This window comes from Lacrimispora sp. 38-1 (genome assembly GCF_049890855.1).
In the GTDB taxonomy this organism is placed as follows: domain Bacteria; phylum Bacillota; class Clostridia; order Lachnospirales; family Lachnospiraceae; genus Lacrimispora.
Genome location: NZ_JBANEW010000085.1, coordinates 26,041 through 45,189 on the forward strand (window position 1 = coordinate 26,041; position 19,149 = coordinate 45,189).

A 19,149-nucleotide genomic window follows, 5' to 3' on the forward strand; every position below is an offset into this window, starting at 1 on the left:
TGTCTGTGAATCAGTTTACAAAACAGATTATCATAACAGCAAAACAGGCAGGAAAAGAAAAAAAAGCTGCCAATGCAACTTTAAACGCCTACCTGTTAGATCCTGTATCCGTCGCTCCAAAGCGTCTTCGTCCGGCTGTTATCATCTGTCCGGGAGGCGGTTATGAGCACTTATCCGACAGGGAAAGCGAACCCATAGCCATGCAGTTTTTATCCATGGGCTGCCATGCATTTGTTCTCCGATACAGCATTGCTCCTGATTCGTTTCCTTATCCCCAGATGGAACTGGCTTATGCAGTCTCTCTGGTCCGTTCCCATGCAGCCAAGTGGCTGGTTGATCCGGAGAAGATTATTGTCTGCGGATTCTCTGCAGGAGGCCACCTTGCCTGCAGCCTGGGAGCATTCTGGAATCAGAAGTTTTTATACGGGCCGTTAGAGCTTACTCCGGAGAATATAAAACCAGACGGCATGATTCTGGCGTATCCGGTGATCACTTCCGGTCCCTTCTGCCACAAGGGTTCCTTCCTTAATTTATTAGGTGCAGACGCAGAAGACGAAACCCTGCGCCGCCTGGTCTCTCTGGAACATCAGGTCGGATCCCACACACCGCCTGTATTTTTGTGGCACACCTCTACCGACGACGCCGTACCGGTGAAAAACAGTTACTTATTGGCGGAGGCACTCACGGAGAACGGGGTCAGTGTGGAAATGCACATCTACCCCACTGGCTGCCACGGACTGTCTCTGGCAAACAGTGAAGTTTCCGGCGATGACGGCCGCTGTATTGTACCCCAGTGCCAGAACTGGATCTCTCTGGCTAAAACATGGCTGGAGCATCTGTAAACATAGGTAACTATCAAAAAAGGCGGGGCCGCCGGAGTATTTCTACTTCCGGCGGTCCCGCCTGTTCTATGAATTTCCGATTCTTATTAACGAACCAGCATCTTACTGATCTGATACTGATCTTCCGGAATATCCTTGGTCATTCCCAATGCTTCCTGAATATCAAAATCAACAAATTCTCCGTGCTTATAGCCTACAACACGGTTGCTCTTTCCTTCGCAAAGCAGTTCCACTGCTCTGGCTCCCATGATGGAGGCATACACGCGGTCTTTACAGGTAGGTGCTCCGCCTCTCTGCATGTGGCCCAGAATGGTAGCTCTTGTCTCAATACCGGTAGCTGCTTCAATTCTCTTTGCCATGGAAGAGGAATGACCAATTCCTTCTGCATTGATGATGATATGATGCTTCTTACCGCGCTTTCTGTTCTCAATAATGCGGTTAATCAATGCCTGCTCGTCTCCGTCATACCGCTCCGGCAGAAGGATATCCTCTGCTCCGTTTGCAAATCCGCACCAGAGTGCAATATATCCGGCATTTCTTCCCATTACTTCGATAATGCTGCAGCGCTCATGGGAAGTGGATGTATCCCGGACTTTATCAATGGCTTCCATGGCAGTGTTCACCGCCGTATCAAAGCCAATGGTGTAATCAGTACATGCGATATCCAAATCAATGGTTCCAGGAAGTCCGATGGTATTGATTCCAAGTGCAGAAAGCTTACCGGCACCGCGGAATGAACCGTCTCCGCCGATTACTACGATTCCGTCAATGTTATGTCTCTTACAGATCTCAGCACCCTTTTGCTGGCCTGCAGCTGTGGTAAATTCCTGACATCTGGCTGTATAAAGAATGGTACCGCCCCTATGAATGATGTCCGATACACTGGTGCTGTTCATATCGACAATCTCTTCCTGCAGAAGGCCCGCGTATCCCCTCATAATTCCCTTTACTACCAATCCCTTATGGATTGCAGTTCTGACAACGGCACGGATCGCAGCATTCATACCTGGTGCGTCGCCGCCGCTGGTTAATACGCCAATGGTTTTCACTTGTTTTGCCATAGTAACTTCCTCCTGATTCACGGATATCTGTATTTGTAAGTTTTACATTTCATACATGTTGTATTCTAATTCATTTTGCCAATCTTTTCAAGTTTTTTTTCTACAAGTCTGACATTTATTTCACCAAGTTTTTTGGTTAAAATATCAATAAGTCCATCGGAAGCGTTTACATTCCAGTTAGCCGGGAGCACTTTTTTTGCCCGTTCACTCTCCAGATAGATGATTACGGAATCGCTGCCTTCGGATTCTCTTAACAGCTCAAGAATCTCCCGCTCTGACTTCACATACGTATCCTTATCAGGGAATTTCAGCCACAGCTCTTTGGGTACTGCTGAAAATGGGATCACTCTCTCGCAGATCAGCTTGCCAACCGGATCATCTCCAATAGATGCCCTTCCCTGGATAAATACCTTGGAATCTTCTACAAACAGCTCTCTTTTACTCTCATAGTCCTTTGGAAATACAATGACCTCCACGGAACCAACCAGATCTTCCAGGGTTATGAATGCCATCATCTTGTTGTTTCTGGTAGTTTTTACGGTTTTACCTGTAATCATACCACCAATGGTCACATAAGACCCGTCCTGTACATTGGTTTTCTGGGTCTCCTCATCAACAATAAAATCCACAGTGACTGCCGTAATGTGATTTCTCCATGTCTCCTCATATGCCTCCAGAGGGTGGCCGCTTACGTAGATCCCAAGAGTTTCTTTTTCAAAGGCCAGAAGGTCTTCCTTCTCAAACTCTCCCACCTCAGGAAATGTGATCTGGTAGTTGCTTTTCTCTTCCTCACCGGCAAGATCAAACAGGGTGATCTGCCCTTCCATGGTATTTTTTCGCTCCTTGCTTCTCTGGTCAAGAAGCTCGGGAGCGATTAAAAGCTTCTGCTTCCTGGTGCCGGGAAGTGTATCAAGTGCACCTGATTTGATGAAATTCTCCAGCGTCCGCTTATTAACCTCCTTGTTGCTCATCCGGTCAATAAAATCTTCCATATCGTGATAAAGACCGTTTCGCGTCCGCTCCTCCACAATCTGTTCCACAACGGATTTGCCCACGCTTTTAATGGCGGAAAGCCCGTACCGGATGGACTTGCCGGAAACGGAGAATCCGCTTTCTCCCTCATTGATATCCGGCGGGAGTATGGATATTCCCATCTGCCTGCAGCTTAGAATATACTCTGAAACCTTAGACACATTGTCCATAACAGAGGTCAGCAAAGCCGCCATAAACTCCTGGGGATAATAGTATTTTAAAAATGCAGTCTGATAGGATACCACTGCATATGCCGCAGCGTGGGATTTATTAAAGGCATATTTTGCAAAATCAATCATCTCATCATAGATTTGATTGGCTGTCTTTTCATCAATTCCATTGGAAATACATCCGGATACGCCTTCTGCCATGTTGCCGTATACGAAGTTCTGGCGTTCCTTCTCCATGACTGAGGTCTTTTTCTTTGACATGGCACGGCGCACCAGATCGCTTCGGCCCATGGTATATCCGGCAAGGTCGCGGACGATCTGCATAACCTGTTCCTGATATACGATACATCCGTGGGTGGGGCCTAAAATGTGTTCCAGCTGAGGACAGTCATAGGTAATGGAATTCCGGTCATTCTTGCCTTTTAAGTATTTGGGAATAAAATCCATGGGACCCGGACGGTAAAGGGAAATTCCGGCGATAATATCTTCCAGATTCTCCGGCTTTAATTCCTTCATGAAGCTCTTCATCCCCGAACTTTCCAGCTGGAAGACCCCATCATCCTTACCGGAACCGATGGAATCAAGCACTGCCTTATCATTGTAATCGATCTGGTCCATATCAAGAAGAATATCCCGGTTCTTCTCCACTGCTGCAACGGCATTCTGAATGACCGTAAGAGTCCGAAGTCCCAAGAAGTCCATCTTTAAAAGTCCCAGTTCCTCCAGTGTAGTCATGGTAAACTGAGTGGTAATGGTTCCGTCCGCAGCTCTGGACAACGGTACATATTCATCCACGGAAGTCCGACTGATTACAACTCCCGCCGCGTGCATGGAAGTGTGCCTTGGCAGTCCCTCCAGACGCATGGACATGTCAATTAAGTATTTTACCTCGGGATCGTCATTGTACGCGCTGCGCAGGTCAGGGCTTTGTTTCAGCGCCTTTTCCAATGTCATGCCAAGATCACCCGGTATCATCTTGGCAATGGCGTCACAGCGGGCGTAAGGCATATCCAGCACCCTTCCTACGTCTCTCACCACACCCTTGGCTGCCAGGGTACCAAAGGTAACGATCTGAACCACCTGATCCTTGCCGTACTTCTCTACTACATAGTCAATGACTTCCTGACGCCGTTCGAAGCAAAAGTCAACGTCAATATCGGGCATGGATACACGTTCCGGATTTAAGAACCGTTCAAAAAGAAGGTTGTAACGGATGGGATCAATGTCCGTGATTCCAAGACAGTAGGAAACGATGCTTCCGGCTGCTGAACCTCTTCCCGGTCCTACCATGATATCTTTGGATCTGGCGTAATGGATGAAATCCCAGACAATCAGAAAGTAGTCCACATACCCCATGGTATGTATTACATCCAGTTCATAGGCAAGGCGGTCCTTTAATGTTCCGTCATCCTCCGGATAGTGGTGCTCAAATCCTTCCGTGCAAAGTTTATTTAAATAAGTCCAGGAATCAAAGCCTTCCGGAACATCGTACTTCGGAAGCTTTGTGACTCCAAACTCAATCTCCACATTACACCGCTCTGCAATCCTGTGGGTGTTCTCTACCGCCTGGGTTGCATAGGAAAAGAGAGTCTTCATCTCCTCTTCTGATTTGCAGTAATACTGTCCGCCCTCATAGCGCATCCGGTTCTCATCTGCCACTTTCTTACCGGTCTGAATGCACAAAAGAATGTCGTGGGGTGTGGCATCCTCCGCATAGGTATAGTGGATATCATTGGTGGCTACCAGTTCAATTCCGGTCTCCCCGCTCATACGCACCAGGCCCTGATTCACGGTCTTCTGCATGGGGATCCCGTGATCCTGAAGCTCAAGGAAGAAATTACCCTCTCCGAATATCTCCTGATAACGAAGTGCCGCTTCCTTTCCCTGCTCATACTGGCCTCTGCCGATATAGCGCTGCACCTCTCCTGCCAGACAGGCGCTGAGGGCAATCACGCCCTCATGATATTCTCTCAATACTTCATAATCCACTCTTGGTTTATAATAAAATCCATCCACAAATCCTTTGGAAACAATCTTCATTAAATTCTGATAGCCCTGATTGTTCTCAGCAAGAAGTACCAGATGGTAGTACCGGTCTTCCCCGCCTGCAAGCTCTCTGTCAAATCTGGAACCGGACGTCACGTACACCTCACAGCCGATTATGGGTTTGATGCCCGCATCCTTCGCGGCTCTGTAAAAATCAATCACACCATACATAACGCCATGGTCAGTGACTGCCATACTGTCCATCCCCAGTTCTTTTGCTCTGGCTGTCAGCTCCTTAATCTTGCAGGACCCATCAAGCAGGCTGTATTCTGTATGGACATGCAAATGTGTAAATGCCATCTGTCGTTTCTCCTTCTATCCTGATTTCTTCCATTATAGCATAAAAAGACAGCCCCTGAAAATAATTTGCACCAAATTAAAAAGGGAGATATATAAGAGGCGGAGCTTCCATTGTCAGGCAATGGCAGTCTCCGCCTCAAAAACACGTTATATTCCAGTTATTATTCCTGATTGCTCAAGTATTTCTCGATCTCATTGACCGCATGCTCTTCATCTGATCCATCAGCCGTAATTGTAATCTGCTCTCCAGCTGCAAGGCCGAGAGTCATCATACCCATAATACTTTTGGCATTCACTCTTTTTGATTCAATTTCAACATAAATGTTGCTTTCATACTGGCTGGCAACCTGAACCAGCATAGCAACTGGTCTCGCTTCCAAACCTGATGCAAGTTCCACGGTGACTGTTTTTCTTACCATAATTATCCTCCTCATTCCTCTGAACGGATCTGTTCCGTTCCGCTGCCCACGCCTGTCCCGCGCAGCCGCCCTGCTAAATCACAAAGCTTTCTAAGTCGGTGGTTCACTCCTGATTTGCCCACAGGAGGGTCCAGAGCTTCTCCAAGCTCTTTTAATGTTGCGTCCGGCCTTTCCAGTCTCTCTCTGGCAATCTCCATTAAATTATCCGGAAGATTATCAAGTCCGATTGTATCTCTGATATATTCTATATCTTCTATCTGCTTTACCGCAGCTGATACCGTTTTATTAATATTGGCAGTCTCACAGTTGACCTGTCTGTTCACGCTGTTGCGCATGTCCTTTAATATCCTGATATTCTCAAGCTCCATTAAAGTGACCGGCGCCTCCATGACATTCAAAATATCAACAATCTGGCTTCCCTCCTTGATATAGACAACAAAATAACGCTTTCTCTTTACTATCTTTGCATCAAGTTCAAAGGTTGCAATAATTGATTTCAACTGCTCTGCTTTTTCTTCTGTGGCACATACGATTTCATAATGGTAAAACTTCTCCGGATCACTGATGGATCCTGATGAGAGGAATGCCCCCCGTATAAATGCTCTCCTGCAGCAGGACTGCTGGATCACCACGTTCTTCACTACATTTAAATTCTCTCCTACCTCTCCGTTCTCGTCAAGGAGCTTGGTCGCATGAAGCACGCGAATGGCATCCTCATGTTCCCGGATGGTCACCGTATAGGTACGGTTCCTGTTTAAGTAGGCGTTTCTTCTAATAGAGACATCAGTACTTATATTAAATGTTTTTTTCAATAATGTAAAGTACTTTCTTGCAACTGCTACATTTTCCGTATGAATTTTAATCGTATAGCGGTCTTCTTCCGATATGATTATCTTACCGCAAAGGCTGATGATCGCAGCCATTTCCGCGATCTGACAATGTCTTGCCGGACTGATCTGCCTGGAAAGCTCTTCTTTTAATTTGGAAGAAAATGACATATCTAGACCACCCTTTTTTCTGTATTATCCTTATCAATATCCCGGTGTTCGATTTTTATACCGAATTCAGCCCTGGACTTAAACTTATCGTAAACCGCCTTCGCAACGGTTACGGAACGGTGTTTTCCACCGGTGCAGCCAATGGCGATCACCAGCTGGTTTTTGCCCTCCAGAACATAGTTTGGAAGGAGAAAATCCAGCATATCATAAAGCTTGTTCAAAAACAGATCAGCGGTTCCATGCTGCATCACATAGTCCCGCACTGCTTTTTCTTCTCCCGTCCTGTTACGCAGCTCCTCTACATAGTAGGGATTGGGCAGAAATCTCACATCAAATACCAGATCAGCATCGGACGGAATTCCATATTTAAATCCAAAGGAAAGAACTGTAATGTATAAATTACGGTAAGACTCATGATTCATGAAAATCTTCTCCAGTTCCTGTCTCAGTTCCTTTGTGAGAAGCTTGCTGGTATCGATGATATAATCCGCTTCTTCCTTTAAAAATGCAAGCTTCATACGCTCTTTTTCGATTCCGCTGTCAATTCTGCCGCCTGCTGCGAGAGGATGGGCTCTTCTGGTTTCTTTATACCGCTTAATCAGTATTTCATCTCCGGCATCCAGGAAAAGAATCTCAAAGGGCACCCGTTTTCTGGACCATTCATCAAAGATGCGGTCTAAAACCGACAAATCTTCCCCGCTTCTGATATCAATTCCCAAAGCAGCGTTCCGGATTCCTTCCGGATTTTTAAGGGTAAGCTCTGCAAACGTCTCGATCAGCGGTATGGGCAGATTATCCACACAGTAAAATCCCATATCCTCCAACATCTTGAGCGCCTGGGTCTTCCCTGCGCCTGACATGCCTGTCACAATTACAAGCCTCACTGTATACTCCTTTGCACCGTTAAAACTTACCCAGTGTCTTTACTTCCATCTCAAGCATCACTCCGGTTTTTTCGTATACCCTGTTTTTTATCTCTTCACATAAGGCTATAATATCCGCCGCTGTTGCCTGATTCTTATTAATCACGAATCCGCAGTGTTTCTCTGAAACCTGGGCTCCTCCTACGGAAAATCCCCGAAGCCCTGCGTCTTCAATCAGCTTCCCGGCAAAATGTCCTTCCGGGCGTTTAAAGGTACTTCCTGCACTTGGAAATTCCAAGGGCTGTTTTTCTTTTCTTCTGCGTGCAAGTTCATCCATACGGCTTTTGATAGAAACCGGATCGCCTTCTTTTAAGCGGATGGAAGCCTCAAACACAACATACTGCTTTGGTATAATGCAGCTGGTCCGGTACCCCAGGGAAAGCTCGCCTGCGGGAATCTCTGTGATGACTCCATCCCCTGTGACCACTTTCACACTGCGAAGTACCTCTTTCATCTCCGAACCATATGCACCGGCATTCATGACTACGGCTCCCCCCAGAGTTCCCGGAATTCCGGCAGCAAACTCAAAGCCTGTCAGTGATGCCTTATATGCTTCCTGTGCGATTCTCGCCAGAGAAATTCCTGCTCCGGCTTTTATCATCCCCGTCTCCTCATTCACGTCACAGCTGTTAAAGCTGTCCATAGAGATAACCACCCCATCAAAACCCTGATCCCCTACCAGAAGATTGCTTCCATTGCCTAAAATGAAATAAGGCACTTCTTCCTGCTTACAGATTTTTATAACTGCTGCAAGCTCGTTCTCATCTCCAGGAGTTACAAAGCAGGCTGCCGGTCCCCCGACCCGAAAGGAGGTATGCCTTCGCATCTCTTCCCCTGCTTTTATATGGTTTTTATCGGCTGCACCAAGAAGTTTTTCATAAATTCCAGTCATCAGACACCTCAATCATCCTGTTTTCTTGATAAGTTTGCCTGGACGCGGTTGTATAATTCCTGTGCCGCGTTGTACCCCATCTTCTTCTGTCTGTAATTGACGGCAGCTGACTCAACGATAATGGCCAGATTACGGCCCGGACGAACGGGAATGGAATGGCATACAACCTGATTGCCTAAAAACTCCGTATAATTGTCCTCGATCCCCAGTCTGTCGTACTCTTTATCCTTATCCCAGTCTTCCAGCTTAATCACCATATCGATGGACTGTGTGTCCTTTACGCTCTCCACACCAAATAATGTCTTCACATCAATAATTCCTATTCCCCGTAATTCAATAAAATGTCTCGTAATCTCCGGCGCACTTCCGATTAAGGTATCATCACTCACCTTGCGGATCTCTACCACGTCATCGGTTACAAGACGGTGTCCTCTCTTAATCAGTTCCAGAGCCGCCTCGCTTTTACCGATTCCGCTCTCTCCCATAATCAGCACACCTTCACCGAAAACGTCAACTAAAACGCCGTGAATGCTGATACATGGTGCCAGTTTTACCTTCAGCCAGCGGATCACCTCTGCCATTAAATCAGATGTGGTTTTATCTGAAACAAGGCATGGGATTCCGTAATGATTGCAAAGTGCCAGCATATCCTCATCCGGATTCTGGCTGCGGCTGTATACCAGGCACGGAATCTGATAGGAGAGCAGTTTATCGTACATCTCCATCTTTCTATCATGATTCATCTGGTTTATATATTCCTGCTCTACATATCCGATAATCTGAACCCGCTCACTGTCAAAGTGATCAAAAAAACCGGTCAGCTGAAGAGCCGGACGGTTTACATCCGGATGGCTGAGCACAATTTTCTCCGCATCGATCTCCGGCGTCATATTCCGGAGATTCATTTTTTCAATCAGATCTGTGATTGCTACTCCATGCATGGTGAAATGCTCCTTTTCATCTGTTTTTTTCATACTAACACAGATTTGGTGTTTTGAAAAGCAGTGGGCACTAATTATGAAAGAAATCGTATACGCTTTTTGCAGAACGGGAATTCATGCCCTCAGTGGCTTCCAGCTCCTCTAAAGTGGCTTCTTTCACAGCTTCCAGCCCCTTAAACCGGCGCATCAAAGCCTTTCTCCGCCCCGGTCCGATATTGGGAATATCGTCCAGAATGGATTTTACCTGCCCCTTGCTTCTTAAACTTCTGTGATACTCAATGGCAAACCGGTGGGCTTCATCCTGAATTCTTGTGATCAGTTTAAACCCTTCCGAATGCCGGTCAATGGGAATTTCCACATTGTTATAGTACAGCCCCCTGGTCCGGTGATTGTCATCTTTCACCATTCCGCATACAGGAATAGCAAGCCCCAGCTGCTCCATAACCTCCAGAGCGATGTTCACCTGGCCCTTGCCTCCATCCATCATGATCAGATCGGGAAAACGGGTAAAGCTTCCAAGTTCTTCTTCTACACCCTTTTCCCTTAAGCTTTCCGCTTCCTGTAATCCATGGGAAAACCTTCTGGTCAGAACCTCATTCATGGAAGCGTAATCATTGGCACCCTTTACCCATTTAATCTTAAATTTCCTGTAATCATTTCGTTTGGGCCTGCCGTTTTCGTAAACGATCATGGACCCTACCGACTCAAAACCGCTTATATTGGAAATATCAAATGCTTCAATCCGTTTTACATCAGAAAGTCCAAGCAGACTTCCCACCTCATTCATGGCTCCTACTGTGCGAAGCTCCTCACGCTTGATCTTTTCCTTATCCTGGGAAAGCACCAGAGCCGCGTTCCGTTCCGCCAGCTCCACGAGGCGTTCCTTCTGCCCCTTTTTCGGTATGATGAGTTTTACCTTCTGACCCCGTCTGGCAGACAGCCACTCTCCGATTACCTCTCCCTCCTCAAGCTGAGTCTGAACCCATATCTCTCTGGGAACAAAGGGGGTTCCTGAATAAAACTGTTTGACAAAGCTGGTTAAAATCTGACCGTTGTCTTCCGCAGTCGCCACATTTACATGGAAATGCTCTCTTCCGATCAGCTTTCCTTCACGCACAAAAAAGACCTGGACCACAGCATCTTTTTCATCTTTTGCCATGGCGATAATATCCCGGTCTTCCATACCGCTGTCTGTAATCTTCTGTTTTTGGGCGATCTGTTTTACACTGGTTAATAAATCTCTGTATTCAATGGCCTTTTCATAATCCATCTCGTCGGATGCAGTCTGCATCTTTTCTTCCAGCATGGCAATGACCGGCGCATATTTTCCTCCAAGAAAATCAAGTACCTGACTGATGGACTTTCCATAATCTTCCTGACTGATATATCCCTGGCATGGCGCCTGGCACTGCTTGATATGATAGTTTAAGCAGGGTCTTTCTTTCCCGATATCTCTTGGCAGATTCCGGTTGCAGGTTCTGATCTGGTACAGCTTATGGATCAGCTCAATGGTATCTTTAACCGCTCCTGCACTGGTATAGGGGCCAAAATATCTGCTTTTATCTTTTTTCATATCTCTGGAAAACAGGACCCGCGGAAATTCCTCGTACATCGTAACCTTAATATAAGGATAGGTTTTATCATCCTTTAGCATGGTGTTATAACGGGGGCGGTGCTCCTTGATTAAATTGCATTCCAGCACAAGTGCTTCCAGTTCCGAGTCTGTTATAATGTATTCAAAACGAGCGATTCTCGACACCATCTGTTCGATCTTTGCCGTTTTATTTCTGCTGCTTTGGAAATACTGCCTGACCCGGTTTTTTAAGCTGATGGCCTTTCCTACATAGATAATTTCGTCCCGCCTGTCGTGCATGATATACACACCAGGCTGGGACGGCAGTTTTTTTAATTCTTCTTCTATATTAAATTCGATGTGGTCCACCTGGTACGAATCACCTCAATCTTGTTCCGTCGTATTTGATCTGCAGTTCCAGATAACGCTCCACTGCATAGTACTTTTCTTCCGGCTCGGAATCCGCCCTACCAATCTCCATGATCTCGCAGATGGCAAGCAGCTCTTCCGCCGTAAATTTGTCTTTACAGGTTCTTAAGACCTCCAGTTTCTCATGATACGTCTCCGCGTCAAGAAATGCAAGCAGATTTTTATTGGGACCGTCTTTCAATTCGCTGACCGGCTGGTCCTGCACAACGGTTTCCTTTAAATCCACCCGTTCAAACCGGTACTTTTGAAGAACATCCGGATATTTCTCATGATCCACCTCGCTGGTAAACATGGAGAGAGGACGTACATAAACATCAAAGGTTCCGTACAGAGCCTGATATACCACCATCTTTTCTCTGGTTTCGGAATGAATCGCAACTGCTATCACCTGATACATCTTATCCTTAAAATGTTTGTAAAATTCTCCTGGTCTTGGTGTTCTCTCCATCGCTTACCTCACTTTTCATTCATTTCTGGAGCCGCCTGTCGTTACAATCACGACTGGGGGTTTATTCTTTTTTTCTTTTTTTTCTGAAGCTTCACCGGTTTCTGATTCCTGCCCGGTTGTCTCTTCTTTTGCAACCGACTCTTCCAGACTCTTCTCCGCCTGACTCTGCTCTTTGACAGAAGCAGGCTCCGTCTTGGCAGCCGCAGTTTCTGTCTCTTCCTCTTTTGTGCCTCTTAGCTGGGCAATCCTGACCGCTTCCTTTTCTGCCTCTTCCTCAGACAACAGCGCATCCCAGGTATATCGGTTGGAAGCGCTCCAAAGAATCCACTCATCATAACCAGCATCGTAAACTGCCTGGATCTGGTCTCTTACTTCTTTCTTCCCATAAGAAATGTGGTGATCCAGATAAGATGCCGTAAAGTCCTGAAGCCACGGACGGACAACTGCCTGTCTGGCCCCCTCCTGTTTTGTCTTTTCCAGATCAGCCATGGAAAGCTTCAGAGCTGCCCGAATCGTGTCATAAGGCTGGGTGTCCGGATGGTCGATTCCAAAATTGCCGTCACCGTAGTGGGACGGATAAATCATCGGGCAGATATAGTCAAGATGGTTTGCCATATCACTGTAAACCTGTCCCACTGCCTGGGCATCCACATTACTGCCGATGATGGTTCCAAACACATCGGCTGAAACCGGAATATTCCGGGCAGATAGCTTCCCATAGGCATATTCAATGAATTCTGTAATAATATCTGTCTTGGAACGTCCCTGGGTATCCTTTTCATCAAAAGCCACCTGCTTCATGGAGCTGTCTGTTGCAAACCGGATGTAGTCAAACTGGACCTCATCAAAGCCTGCCTCAGAGGCAGCTTCTCCTACCTCCACCAGATAATCCCAGACTTCTGTCCGGTACGGATTGACCCAGGCAAGTCCCTTATTATCTCTGTGCAGACTTCCATCCTTGTTTTTTAAGCTCCATTCCGGTTTTTGTTCCGCCAGATAGGGATCTCTGAATGCAACCACCCGCGCAATGGTATAGATTCCTTTTGCCTTTAACTGCGCCATCATGGCAGGCATATCCTGAATATACTTTTTTTCCGCTCCGATTTCCTTCACAGTGGGGGCATCGTCCATTGCAAACGTAATTCTGCCGTCATCATTTTTAACGTCAATTACCACTGCATTGATCTCCGTACCCTCAATCTTGTCAAGGATGTCCTGGAAGCCTGCCGATCCTGCCATATATCCGGAGATATAAATCCCCTTCACTTTCACCGGAGCTTTCTTTGGAAGCGCCGATGCCTCCGCAGTTTCGTCCTGCCTGTCCTCATTCGCGCTTTCACTGGAATCTCCAGCTGCTTCTTCACTGGAAGGACCGGTGTCTGTAGTCTCGGGAATTCCTTTATATCTGCTGCATCCGGCTGCTACTATTGAGCATACAATTACTGCCAAAAGCCATCTTTTCATCGTTTCACTTTCACTTTCTTTATGGTTTTCAGTGTCTCATTGTAATAATTATTTAACATTTTACCACATTTTGTAAAATTTTCCAAATAAAAATTAATATTCCGGATGCAGCATCATGCTGCGCGATTTAAAAACCAGTAATTTCGTAAACCGGATACTCCCGGTCAAAATGATATCCAAGCTTCCCGGCAAGTGCCACAGAGCCCGGATTATGGGCATCCCAGCTGGGATAAAGTCCTCTGTTTAAGCACTCCAGGATGAGCTTTGCGCCGCAGGAAAACGCCAGTCCCTGACGCCTGTATTCTTTCTTTGTATCGATTTCAATTTCGATTCCGCCATGATAGACCGTATAGGAGGATGCACCGGAAACCACCTCTTCGCCCAGAAGAGCGACGACTCCGATTCCCCTTTTCCTGTAATCTTTATAGTCTGCAAACTGGGAACATAAATCTCTGCACCAGTCCTGCTCCATCACCTGACTGTAGAGCCCCTCGTCAATCATACGAAGGGAAAATGGAGGCGAAAGACTCTCTACCGCCCTGTTTAACAAATCTATGTCAAAAACATCCGGCTCTTTCTTTATGGCGAAGCGGCTCCTTCTGCTGGCAGAAGACTTCCAGACCTTCTCAATGGCTTCTGACCACGCCTCATCTCTGGGCACCATAATGATAAAATCAGATTGTCTTCCTGATGGCTTATTTGCAATTAATTCTGCGTCTGGCTTCCCTGAAAAAAAGCAGAAATCTCCGATTACAAGCTGCGCGGACCGGGGATCTTTCTCCCTGTCAGCAAAGGCCCTTCCCATGACATTTTGCAGACAGGACCAGATGAGAGTTTCCTCCCAGCCGGAAAACAAAGGCTGCAAAATGGATTTGTCCTCAATTTCAATGACTCCCATATTTTCGCCTGTTCCTTATAACTGCTGCCTGCAGATACACCTAAGCTCATGGTCATTGACAACTCCTACTGCCTGAAGATAGGAATAAATGGTTACAGATCCCACAAATGACATGCCTCTTTTTTTCAAATTCTTTGATATCTGATCAGACAGGTCTGTTTTTACCGAAAAATTATCATCCTGGTTCACAATAATCTTCCCGTCTGTGAATCCCCATAAATAGTTTGAAAATGATCCGAATTCCGTTTGTATCTCCATAAATATGCGGGTATTTTTTACGGCTGCCTCGACTTTTCTTCTGTTTCTGATAATGCCTGGGTTCTCCATCAGCTCATTTAACTTTTCTTCCTTATATGCGGAAACCTTTTCCGGATTAAATCCGTCAAAAGCCTCCCGGAACGCTTCCCGCTTTTTTAACACGGTAATCCAGGAAAGCCCTGCCTGAAAGGTTTCTAACAGAAACATCTCATACAGCTTCTGATCGTCGTAAACAGGGACTCCCCACTCCTCATCATGATATTTCACGTAAATGGGTGATGATTCATCCACCCAAAAGCAGCGTTTCATCTCCATTATCTGGCAAGCACCTCCGGCCCTTCCTCTGTAATTAATACGGTATATTCCCATTGTGCCGACAGGCTTCCATCTTTTGTATAGATCGTCCAGCCATCGGTATCATCCTGCACCACATCAGCCTTTCCGGCGTTAACCATTGGTTCAATGGTAAAAATCATTCCCGGAACCAAAAGCATATCCGTTCCTCTTGTTCCGATATGGCTGACCCACGGCTCCTCATGAAAATCCAGTCCTACTCCATGACCGCCGATTTCTCTCACAACTGTAAATCCATTGGCATAGATGTATTCGGAAATCACGGCTCCGATATCTCCCAAATGTCCCCACGCTCTGGCTTCTTTTAATGCCAGATCCACACTTTCTTTCGTGACGCGGACCAGTTTTTCGGCTTCCGGAGATACGTTTCCCATGCAGTACATTCTGGAGGCATCTGCATAATAACCGTCCACAATGGTGGTTACATCCACATTAATGATGTCCCCTTCTTTTAATATCCGTTTCGGATCAGGAATTCCATGGCAGACCACCTCATTAATGGAGGTGCAGACGCTTTTGGGATATCCCTCAAAATTAAGGGGTGCCGGAATTCCGCCCAGACGAATGGTGGTTTCGTGGACCAGGGTATTTAACTCCTCCGTACTGATTCCCATTCGGATATTCTCTCCCACCAGATCAAGAATCTGATTATTAACAACGCCTGCACGGCGTATTCCTTCAATCTGGGCCGGTGTCTTAATCATGGAGTGATCGGGCACCTCGTCTCCCATAATTTCATAGTTCTCAAGCTTTCTGTCAAACTCTAAATGACAGGTTTTATATTTCTTTCCGCTGCCGCACCAGCACGGGTCGTTTCTTCCTATTTTAAACATATTTCTCCTCCTTCTTACTACAACGTTTTAACACGTTTAGAGCCTGTTGTAAAGAGTTTCTGCCAAATATGGACAGATAAAAGCCATGGCATTTTTAAGGCTTCTATGTTACAATCTTAAGTATTGTGAAAATGAACAAGTTACGGAGGGACAAATGAAACCAGGATTTGATAACAACAAATATTTAACCATGCAGTCAGAACACATCAAAGAAAGGATCAGCCAGTTCGGGGACAAGCTCTATCTGGAATTCGGGGGAAAACTGTTTGACGACTACCACGCTTCCAGAGTGCTTCCAGGGTTTGAACCGGACAGCAAGCTTCGTATGCTGATGCAGCTTTCTGATCAGGCAGAGATCGTGATTGCCATCAGCGCAGCTGACATTGAAAAGAACAAGATCCGCCACGACCTTGGCATTACATATGATGTGGATGTATTCCGCCTCATTCAGTCTTTTACCGACAAGGGGCTGTATGTGGGAAGTGTTGTTATCACCCAGTACTCCGGTCAGAAGGCAGCAGATGTATTTAAGGGGAAGCTGGAATCAATGGGAATTAAGGTATACCGACATTATATCATTGACGGCTATCCTGCCAACATTTCGTTCATTGTCAGTGATGAAGGTTATGGAAGAAATGACTATATTGAAACCTCCAAACCTCTGGTGATCATCACCGCCCCGGGACCTGGCAGCGGAAAGATGGCAACCTGCTTATCCCAGCTCTATCACGAGAACAAACGGGGAGTAAAAGCCGGTTATGCCAAGTTTGAGACCTTCCCTATCTGGAATATTCCGTTAAAGCATCCGGTGAATCTGGCTTATGAAGCTGCCACTGCTGATTTAAATGATGTGAATATGATCGATCCCTTCCATTTGGAAGCTTATGGGTTAACTACGGTAAATTATAACCGGGATGTGGAAATTTTCCCGGTATTAAGCGCAATATTTGAGGGAATCTATGGGGAATGTCCGTACAAATCACCTACCGACATGGGCGTGAATATGGCTGGCCACTGTATCGTGGATGATGAGATCTGCAGGGAAGCCTCCCGTCAGGAGATCATCAGACGCTATTATCAGGCGTTGTCCCGGCTGGCTAAGGATATGGGTTCCAAAGATGAGGTCTATAAAATCGAGCTGGTGATGAAGCAGGCTAAGATCAACACTGAGATGAGAAAAACCGTAGTCGCTGCCAATGAGCTTGCGCAGAAAAACGGCTCTCCTGCAGCTGCACTTTCGCTGGGTGACGATACCGTTGTGACAGGAAAAACCACTAATTTACTGGGAGCCTCGGCTGCTCTTTTGCTAAATGCAGTGAAGGTTCTGGGAAATATTCCTCACGATGTCCATTTGATATCTCCTTCTTCCATTGAACCGATTCAGAAATTAAAGGTTAAGTATCTGGGAAGCAAAAATCCCAGACTTCACACAGACGAGGTGCTGATCGCGCTGTCTGCTTCTGCCGCCACAGATGTGAATGCACAGATTGCGCTGGAACAGCTCCCTAAATTAAAAGGAACCGATGCACACACGTCTGTCCTGCTTTCTGATGTGGATGTGAAAACCTTTAAAAGATTAGGAATCCGATTAACCTGCGAGCCAATTTATGAGGAGAAGAAAATTTATCATTAAATCAAAAAGAAGTGTTCTTTTCTGTTTTTGGACATGAAAACGGAGCTGCTGTTTCAGTAATGATCTACTTTTGCAACAGCTCCGTTTTTGATATTGATCACTGGCCTTTTTTATTATTTCTACATTGTTCTTCGACTCTTACCTTTCATCTCTGCGCTTATGACTGATTGCCAGATAGGCCGCTAATAAGATTCCCGATACAATTGCTGCAACGCCCTGTACAGGTGCCCTGTCACCAGTTTTGGGAAGTCCTGCCAAGGGGATGTTGCCGTCGTCGATGAGAACGAGATTCGTTTTTTCCGGCAGGTTTGCTAATGGAACTGGTACTGGCTCAATGGTAACAGTTGTGTCGCCAGGACCTCCGGGTGCGCGGGTACCAGTTGTTCTTGGGCCGCCGGAGCTGCTTCCGCTGCTTCCTCCACTGCTGCCACTGCTGCCACTGCCGTTGTAACTCCACAATGCGGTATAAACTACATTTTCTGTTACTGTTCTGGCAATTTCTTTGTTCCATCCCTTAAAGCTGTAGTTACCGTTTGCTGTGGTCTGCCCGTTAAATGCAGGAATCTCATCACCATAGCTGAGTCCTGTGTTAGTCTGTTCTTTAAATGAACCATGCTCGCCGGGATTATAGGTTACCATAAACTGCTGCTTGAAGTATACCTTGAGTACCATCCCGCCATCGCCAGCTACTGCCGCCTCAAATACATTGGCTGCATTTGAATCAAGTATATACCCGGTTGATGCTGTCTTATCAGAATCAGTTACAGCTGCCAACGCATCTGTTGTTCCTGCTCTCAACGAAGAGTTACTGGGCTGTGCCGGATATTTTCCTTTACTTTCGTAGTAGAATTCCACCGTATATTTCGTGCTGGTTGAAGAAATCCATTGCGCTGTATAAGTGGTGTCTGTTGTAACAGAAGGTTCAGGCTTTGGACTCCAGCCTGCAAATACATATCCCGGCTTTCCTGTTGGCGTACCCTCAAATTCCGGAGTTTTTGTATTATAGTCCAGGCCTTCCGCTTTTTGAATCTGAAAGGTCCCCTGGGTTCCGGGAGCATAAGTTACTGCGAACTGCTGTTTAAAGTATGCCTTAAGCACCAGGCTTCCATCTCCAGCTACAGTTCCACCCAATACGTTATCTTTGGCAGCTTCATCAAACACATACCCTGGTTTCTTTATTTCCCTGTCATCAGCCGTCACCTCGGCCTCAGAATCAGTATAACCTCTTCTGGTATACGAATATGATGGCTCCTCAGTATATCCGCCATTTACCTGATAATACAAGTTTACAACATAATTAACCTGCACCGGATCATAATAAACGTTTATTACATTGTTTTCCTCGGTAATAGCCGTCGGTAGTTCCGGATTGTATGGTTTATCTGACAATTTATAGCCAGCCTTTGCTTTTAACGGCACTTGATTTACAGTAGGATCAGCTACCAATACCTTACTGTTTTCCTCTGCCTTTTCATCTTCACTGTTATTATAGAAATATTTGATTTTATAATTCAGTGTCTGATCCTCATCTATTTCATAATACACAGTCTTTTCGTTGGGGCCAGCTGCTGTGATTATCATGCTTTCCGGCTGCCCGGTCATTAGCTTGTAGCCGGTTGTTGTCTTTGGCGCATT

General features: G+C 46.1%; 16 protein-coding genes. 2 read left to right on the forward strand and 14 right to left on the reverse strand.

The features are described from left to right. Positions 1-26: 26 nt before the first annotated feature. The gene (locus tag V7D18_RS23575; protein WP_426158082.1) at positions 27-842 is read left to right on the forward strand and encodes an alpha/beta hydrolase; all 816 of its coding nucleotides are present in this window, start codon (positions 27-29) and stop codon (positions 840-842) included. Positions 843-928: 86 nt separating this feature from the next. On the opposite strand, the gene pfkA is transcribed toward V7D18_RS23575, so the two are convergent. From pfkA to V7D18_RS23640, 13 genes are all read right to left on the reverse strand, one after another. Further along, positions 929-1,903 carry a 6-phosphofructokinase gene (pfkA, locus tag V7D18_RS23580; protein ID WP_426158052.1) on the reverse strand — a complete coding sequence of 325 codons (975 nt, stop codon included), beginning with the start codon at positions 1,901-1,903 and terminating at the stop codon, positions 929-931. A gap of 65 nt (positions 1,904-1,968) precedes the next feature. Further along, entirely contained in the window at positions 1,969-5,451 is a 3,483-nt protein-coding gene (locus V7D18_RS23585) for a DNA polymerase III subunit alpha (protein WP_426158054.1), read from the reverse strand. 161 nt (positions 5,452-5,612) lie between these two features. Then, positions 5,613-5,870, reverse strand: coding sequence for an HPr family phosphocarrier protein (locus V7D18_RS23590; protein WP_426158056.1), 258 nt, complete (start codon positions 5,868-5,870; stop codon positions 5,613-5,615). 11 nt (positions 5,871-5,881) lie between these two features. Next, positions 5,882-6,868 (reverse strand): DNA-binding protein WhiA, encoded by a 987-nt coding sequence (gene whiA / locus V7D18_RS23595; protein WP_426158058.1) that lies wholly within the window; start codon positions 6,866-6,868, stop codon positions 5,882-5,884. Between the two features lie 2 nt (positions 6,869-6,870). Then, positions 6,871-7,752, reverse strand: a complete 882-nt coding sequence (gene rapZ / locus V7D18_RS23600; RefSeq protein ID WP_426158060.1) for an RNase adapter RapZ — start codon at positions 7,750-7,752, stop codon at positions 6,871-6,873. 19 nt (positions 7,753-7,771) lie between these two features. Next, positions 7,772-8,683 (reverse strand): UDP-N-acetylmuramate dehydrogenase, encoded by a 912-nt coding sequence (murB, locus tag V7D18_RS23605; protein WP_426158062.1) that lies wholly within the window; start codon positions 8,681-8,683, stop codon positions 7,772-7,774. An 8-nt stretch (positions 8,684-8,691) separates the two neighbouring features. Next, positions 8,692-9,624: an HPr(Ser) kinase/phosphatase gene (hprK, locus tag V7D18_RS23610; protein ID WP_426158064.1), complete on the reverse strand. Its 933-nt coding sequence runs from the start codon at positions 9,622-9,624 to the stop codon at positions 8,692-8,694. A 70-nt stretch (positions 9,625-9,694) separates the two neighbouring features. Continuing rightward, positions 9,695-11,566 carry an excinuclease ABC subunit UvrC gene (gene uvrC / locus V7D18_RS23615; protein ID WP_426158066.1) on the reverse strand — a complete coding sequence of 624 codons (1,872 nt, stop codon included), beginning with the start codon at positions 11,564-11,566 and terminating at the stop codon, positions 9,695-9,697. Between the two features lie 10 nt (positions 11,567-11,576). Then, positions 11,577-12,074: a DUF1653 domain-containing protein gene (locus tag V7D18_RS23620; protein ID WP_426158068.1), complete on the reverse strand. Its 498-nt coding sequence runs from the start codon at positions 12,072-12,074 to the stop codon at positions 11,577-11,579. A 15-nt stretch (positions 12,075-12,089) separates the two neighbouring features. Then, a complete protein-coding gene (locus tag V7D18_RS23625; protein ID WP_426158070.1) occupies positions 12,090-13,538 on the reverse strand; it encodes a putative glycoside hydrolase in 1,449 nt (482 codons plus the stop codon). 127 nt (positions 13,539-13,665) lie between these two features. Next, entirely contained in the window at positions 13,666-14,436 is a 771-nt protein-coding gene (locus V7D18_RS23630; RefSeq protein WP_426158072.1) for a GNAT family N-acetyltransferase, read from the reverse strand. A 15-nt stretch (positions 14,437-14,451) separates the two neighbouring features. Further along, positions 14,452-15,009: a DNA-3-methyladenine glycosylase I gene (locus V7D18_RS23635; RefSeq protein ID WP_426158074.1), complete on the reverse strand. Its 558-nt coding sequence runs from the start codon at positions 15,007-15,009 to the stop codon at positions 14,452-14,454. After that, complete coding sequence (locus tag V7D18_RS23640; RefSeq protein ID WP_426158076.1) at positions 15,009-15,881, reverse strand: methionyl aminopeptidase; 873 nt, start codon at positions 15,879-15,881, stop codon at positions 15,009-15,011. Before V7D18_RS23640 ends, V7D18_RS23635 begins: the two co-directional genes overlap by 1 nt. A 154-nt stretch (positions 15,882-16,035) precedes the next feature. On the opposite strand from V7D18_RS23640, the gene V7D18_RS23645 reads away from it, so the two are divergent. Continuing rightward, the gene (locus tag V7D18_RS23645; protein ID WP_426158078.1) at positions 16,036-17,514 is read left to right on the forward strand and encodes a DUF1846 domain-containing protein; all 1,479 of its coding nucleotides are present in this window, start codon (positions 16,036-16,038) and stop codon (positions 17,512-17,514) included. A 138-nt stretch (positions 17,515-17,652) separates the two neighbouring features. On the opposite strand, the gene V7D18_RS23650 is transcribed toward V7D18_RS23645, so the two are convergent. After that, positions 17,653-19,149: doubled motif LPXTG anchor domain-containing protein (locus V7D18_RS23650; protein ID WP_426158080.1), on the reverse strand; the 1,497-nt coding region annotated here is incomplete at its 5' end.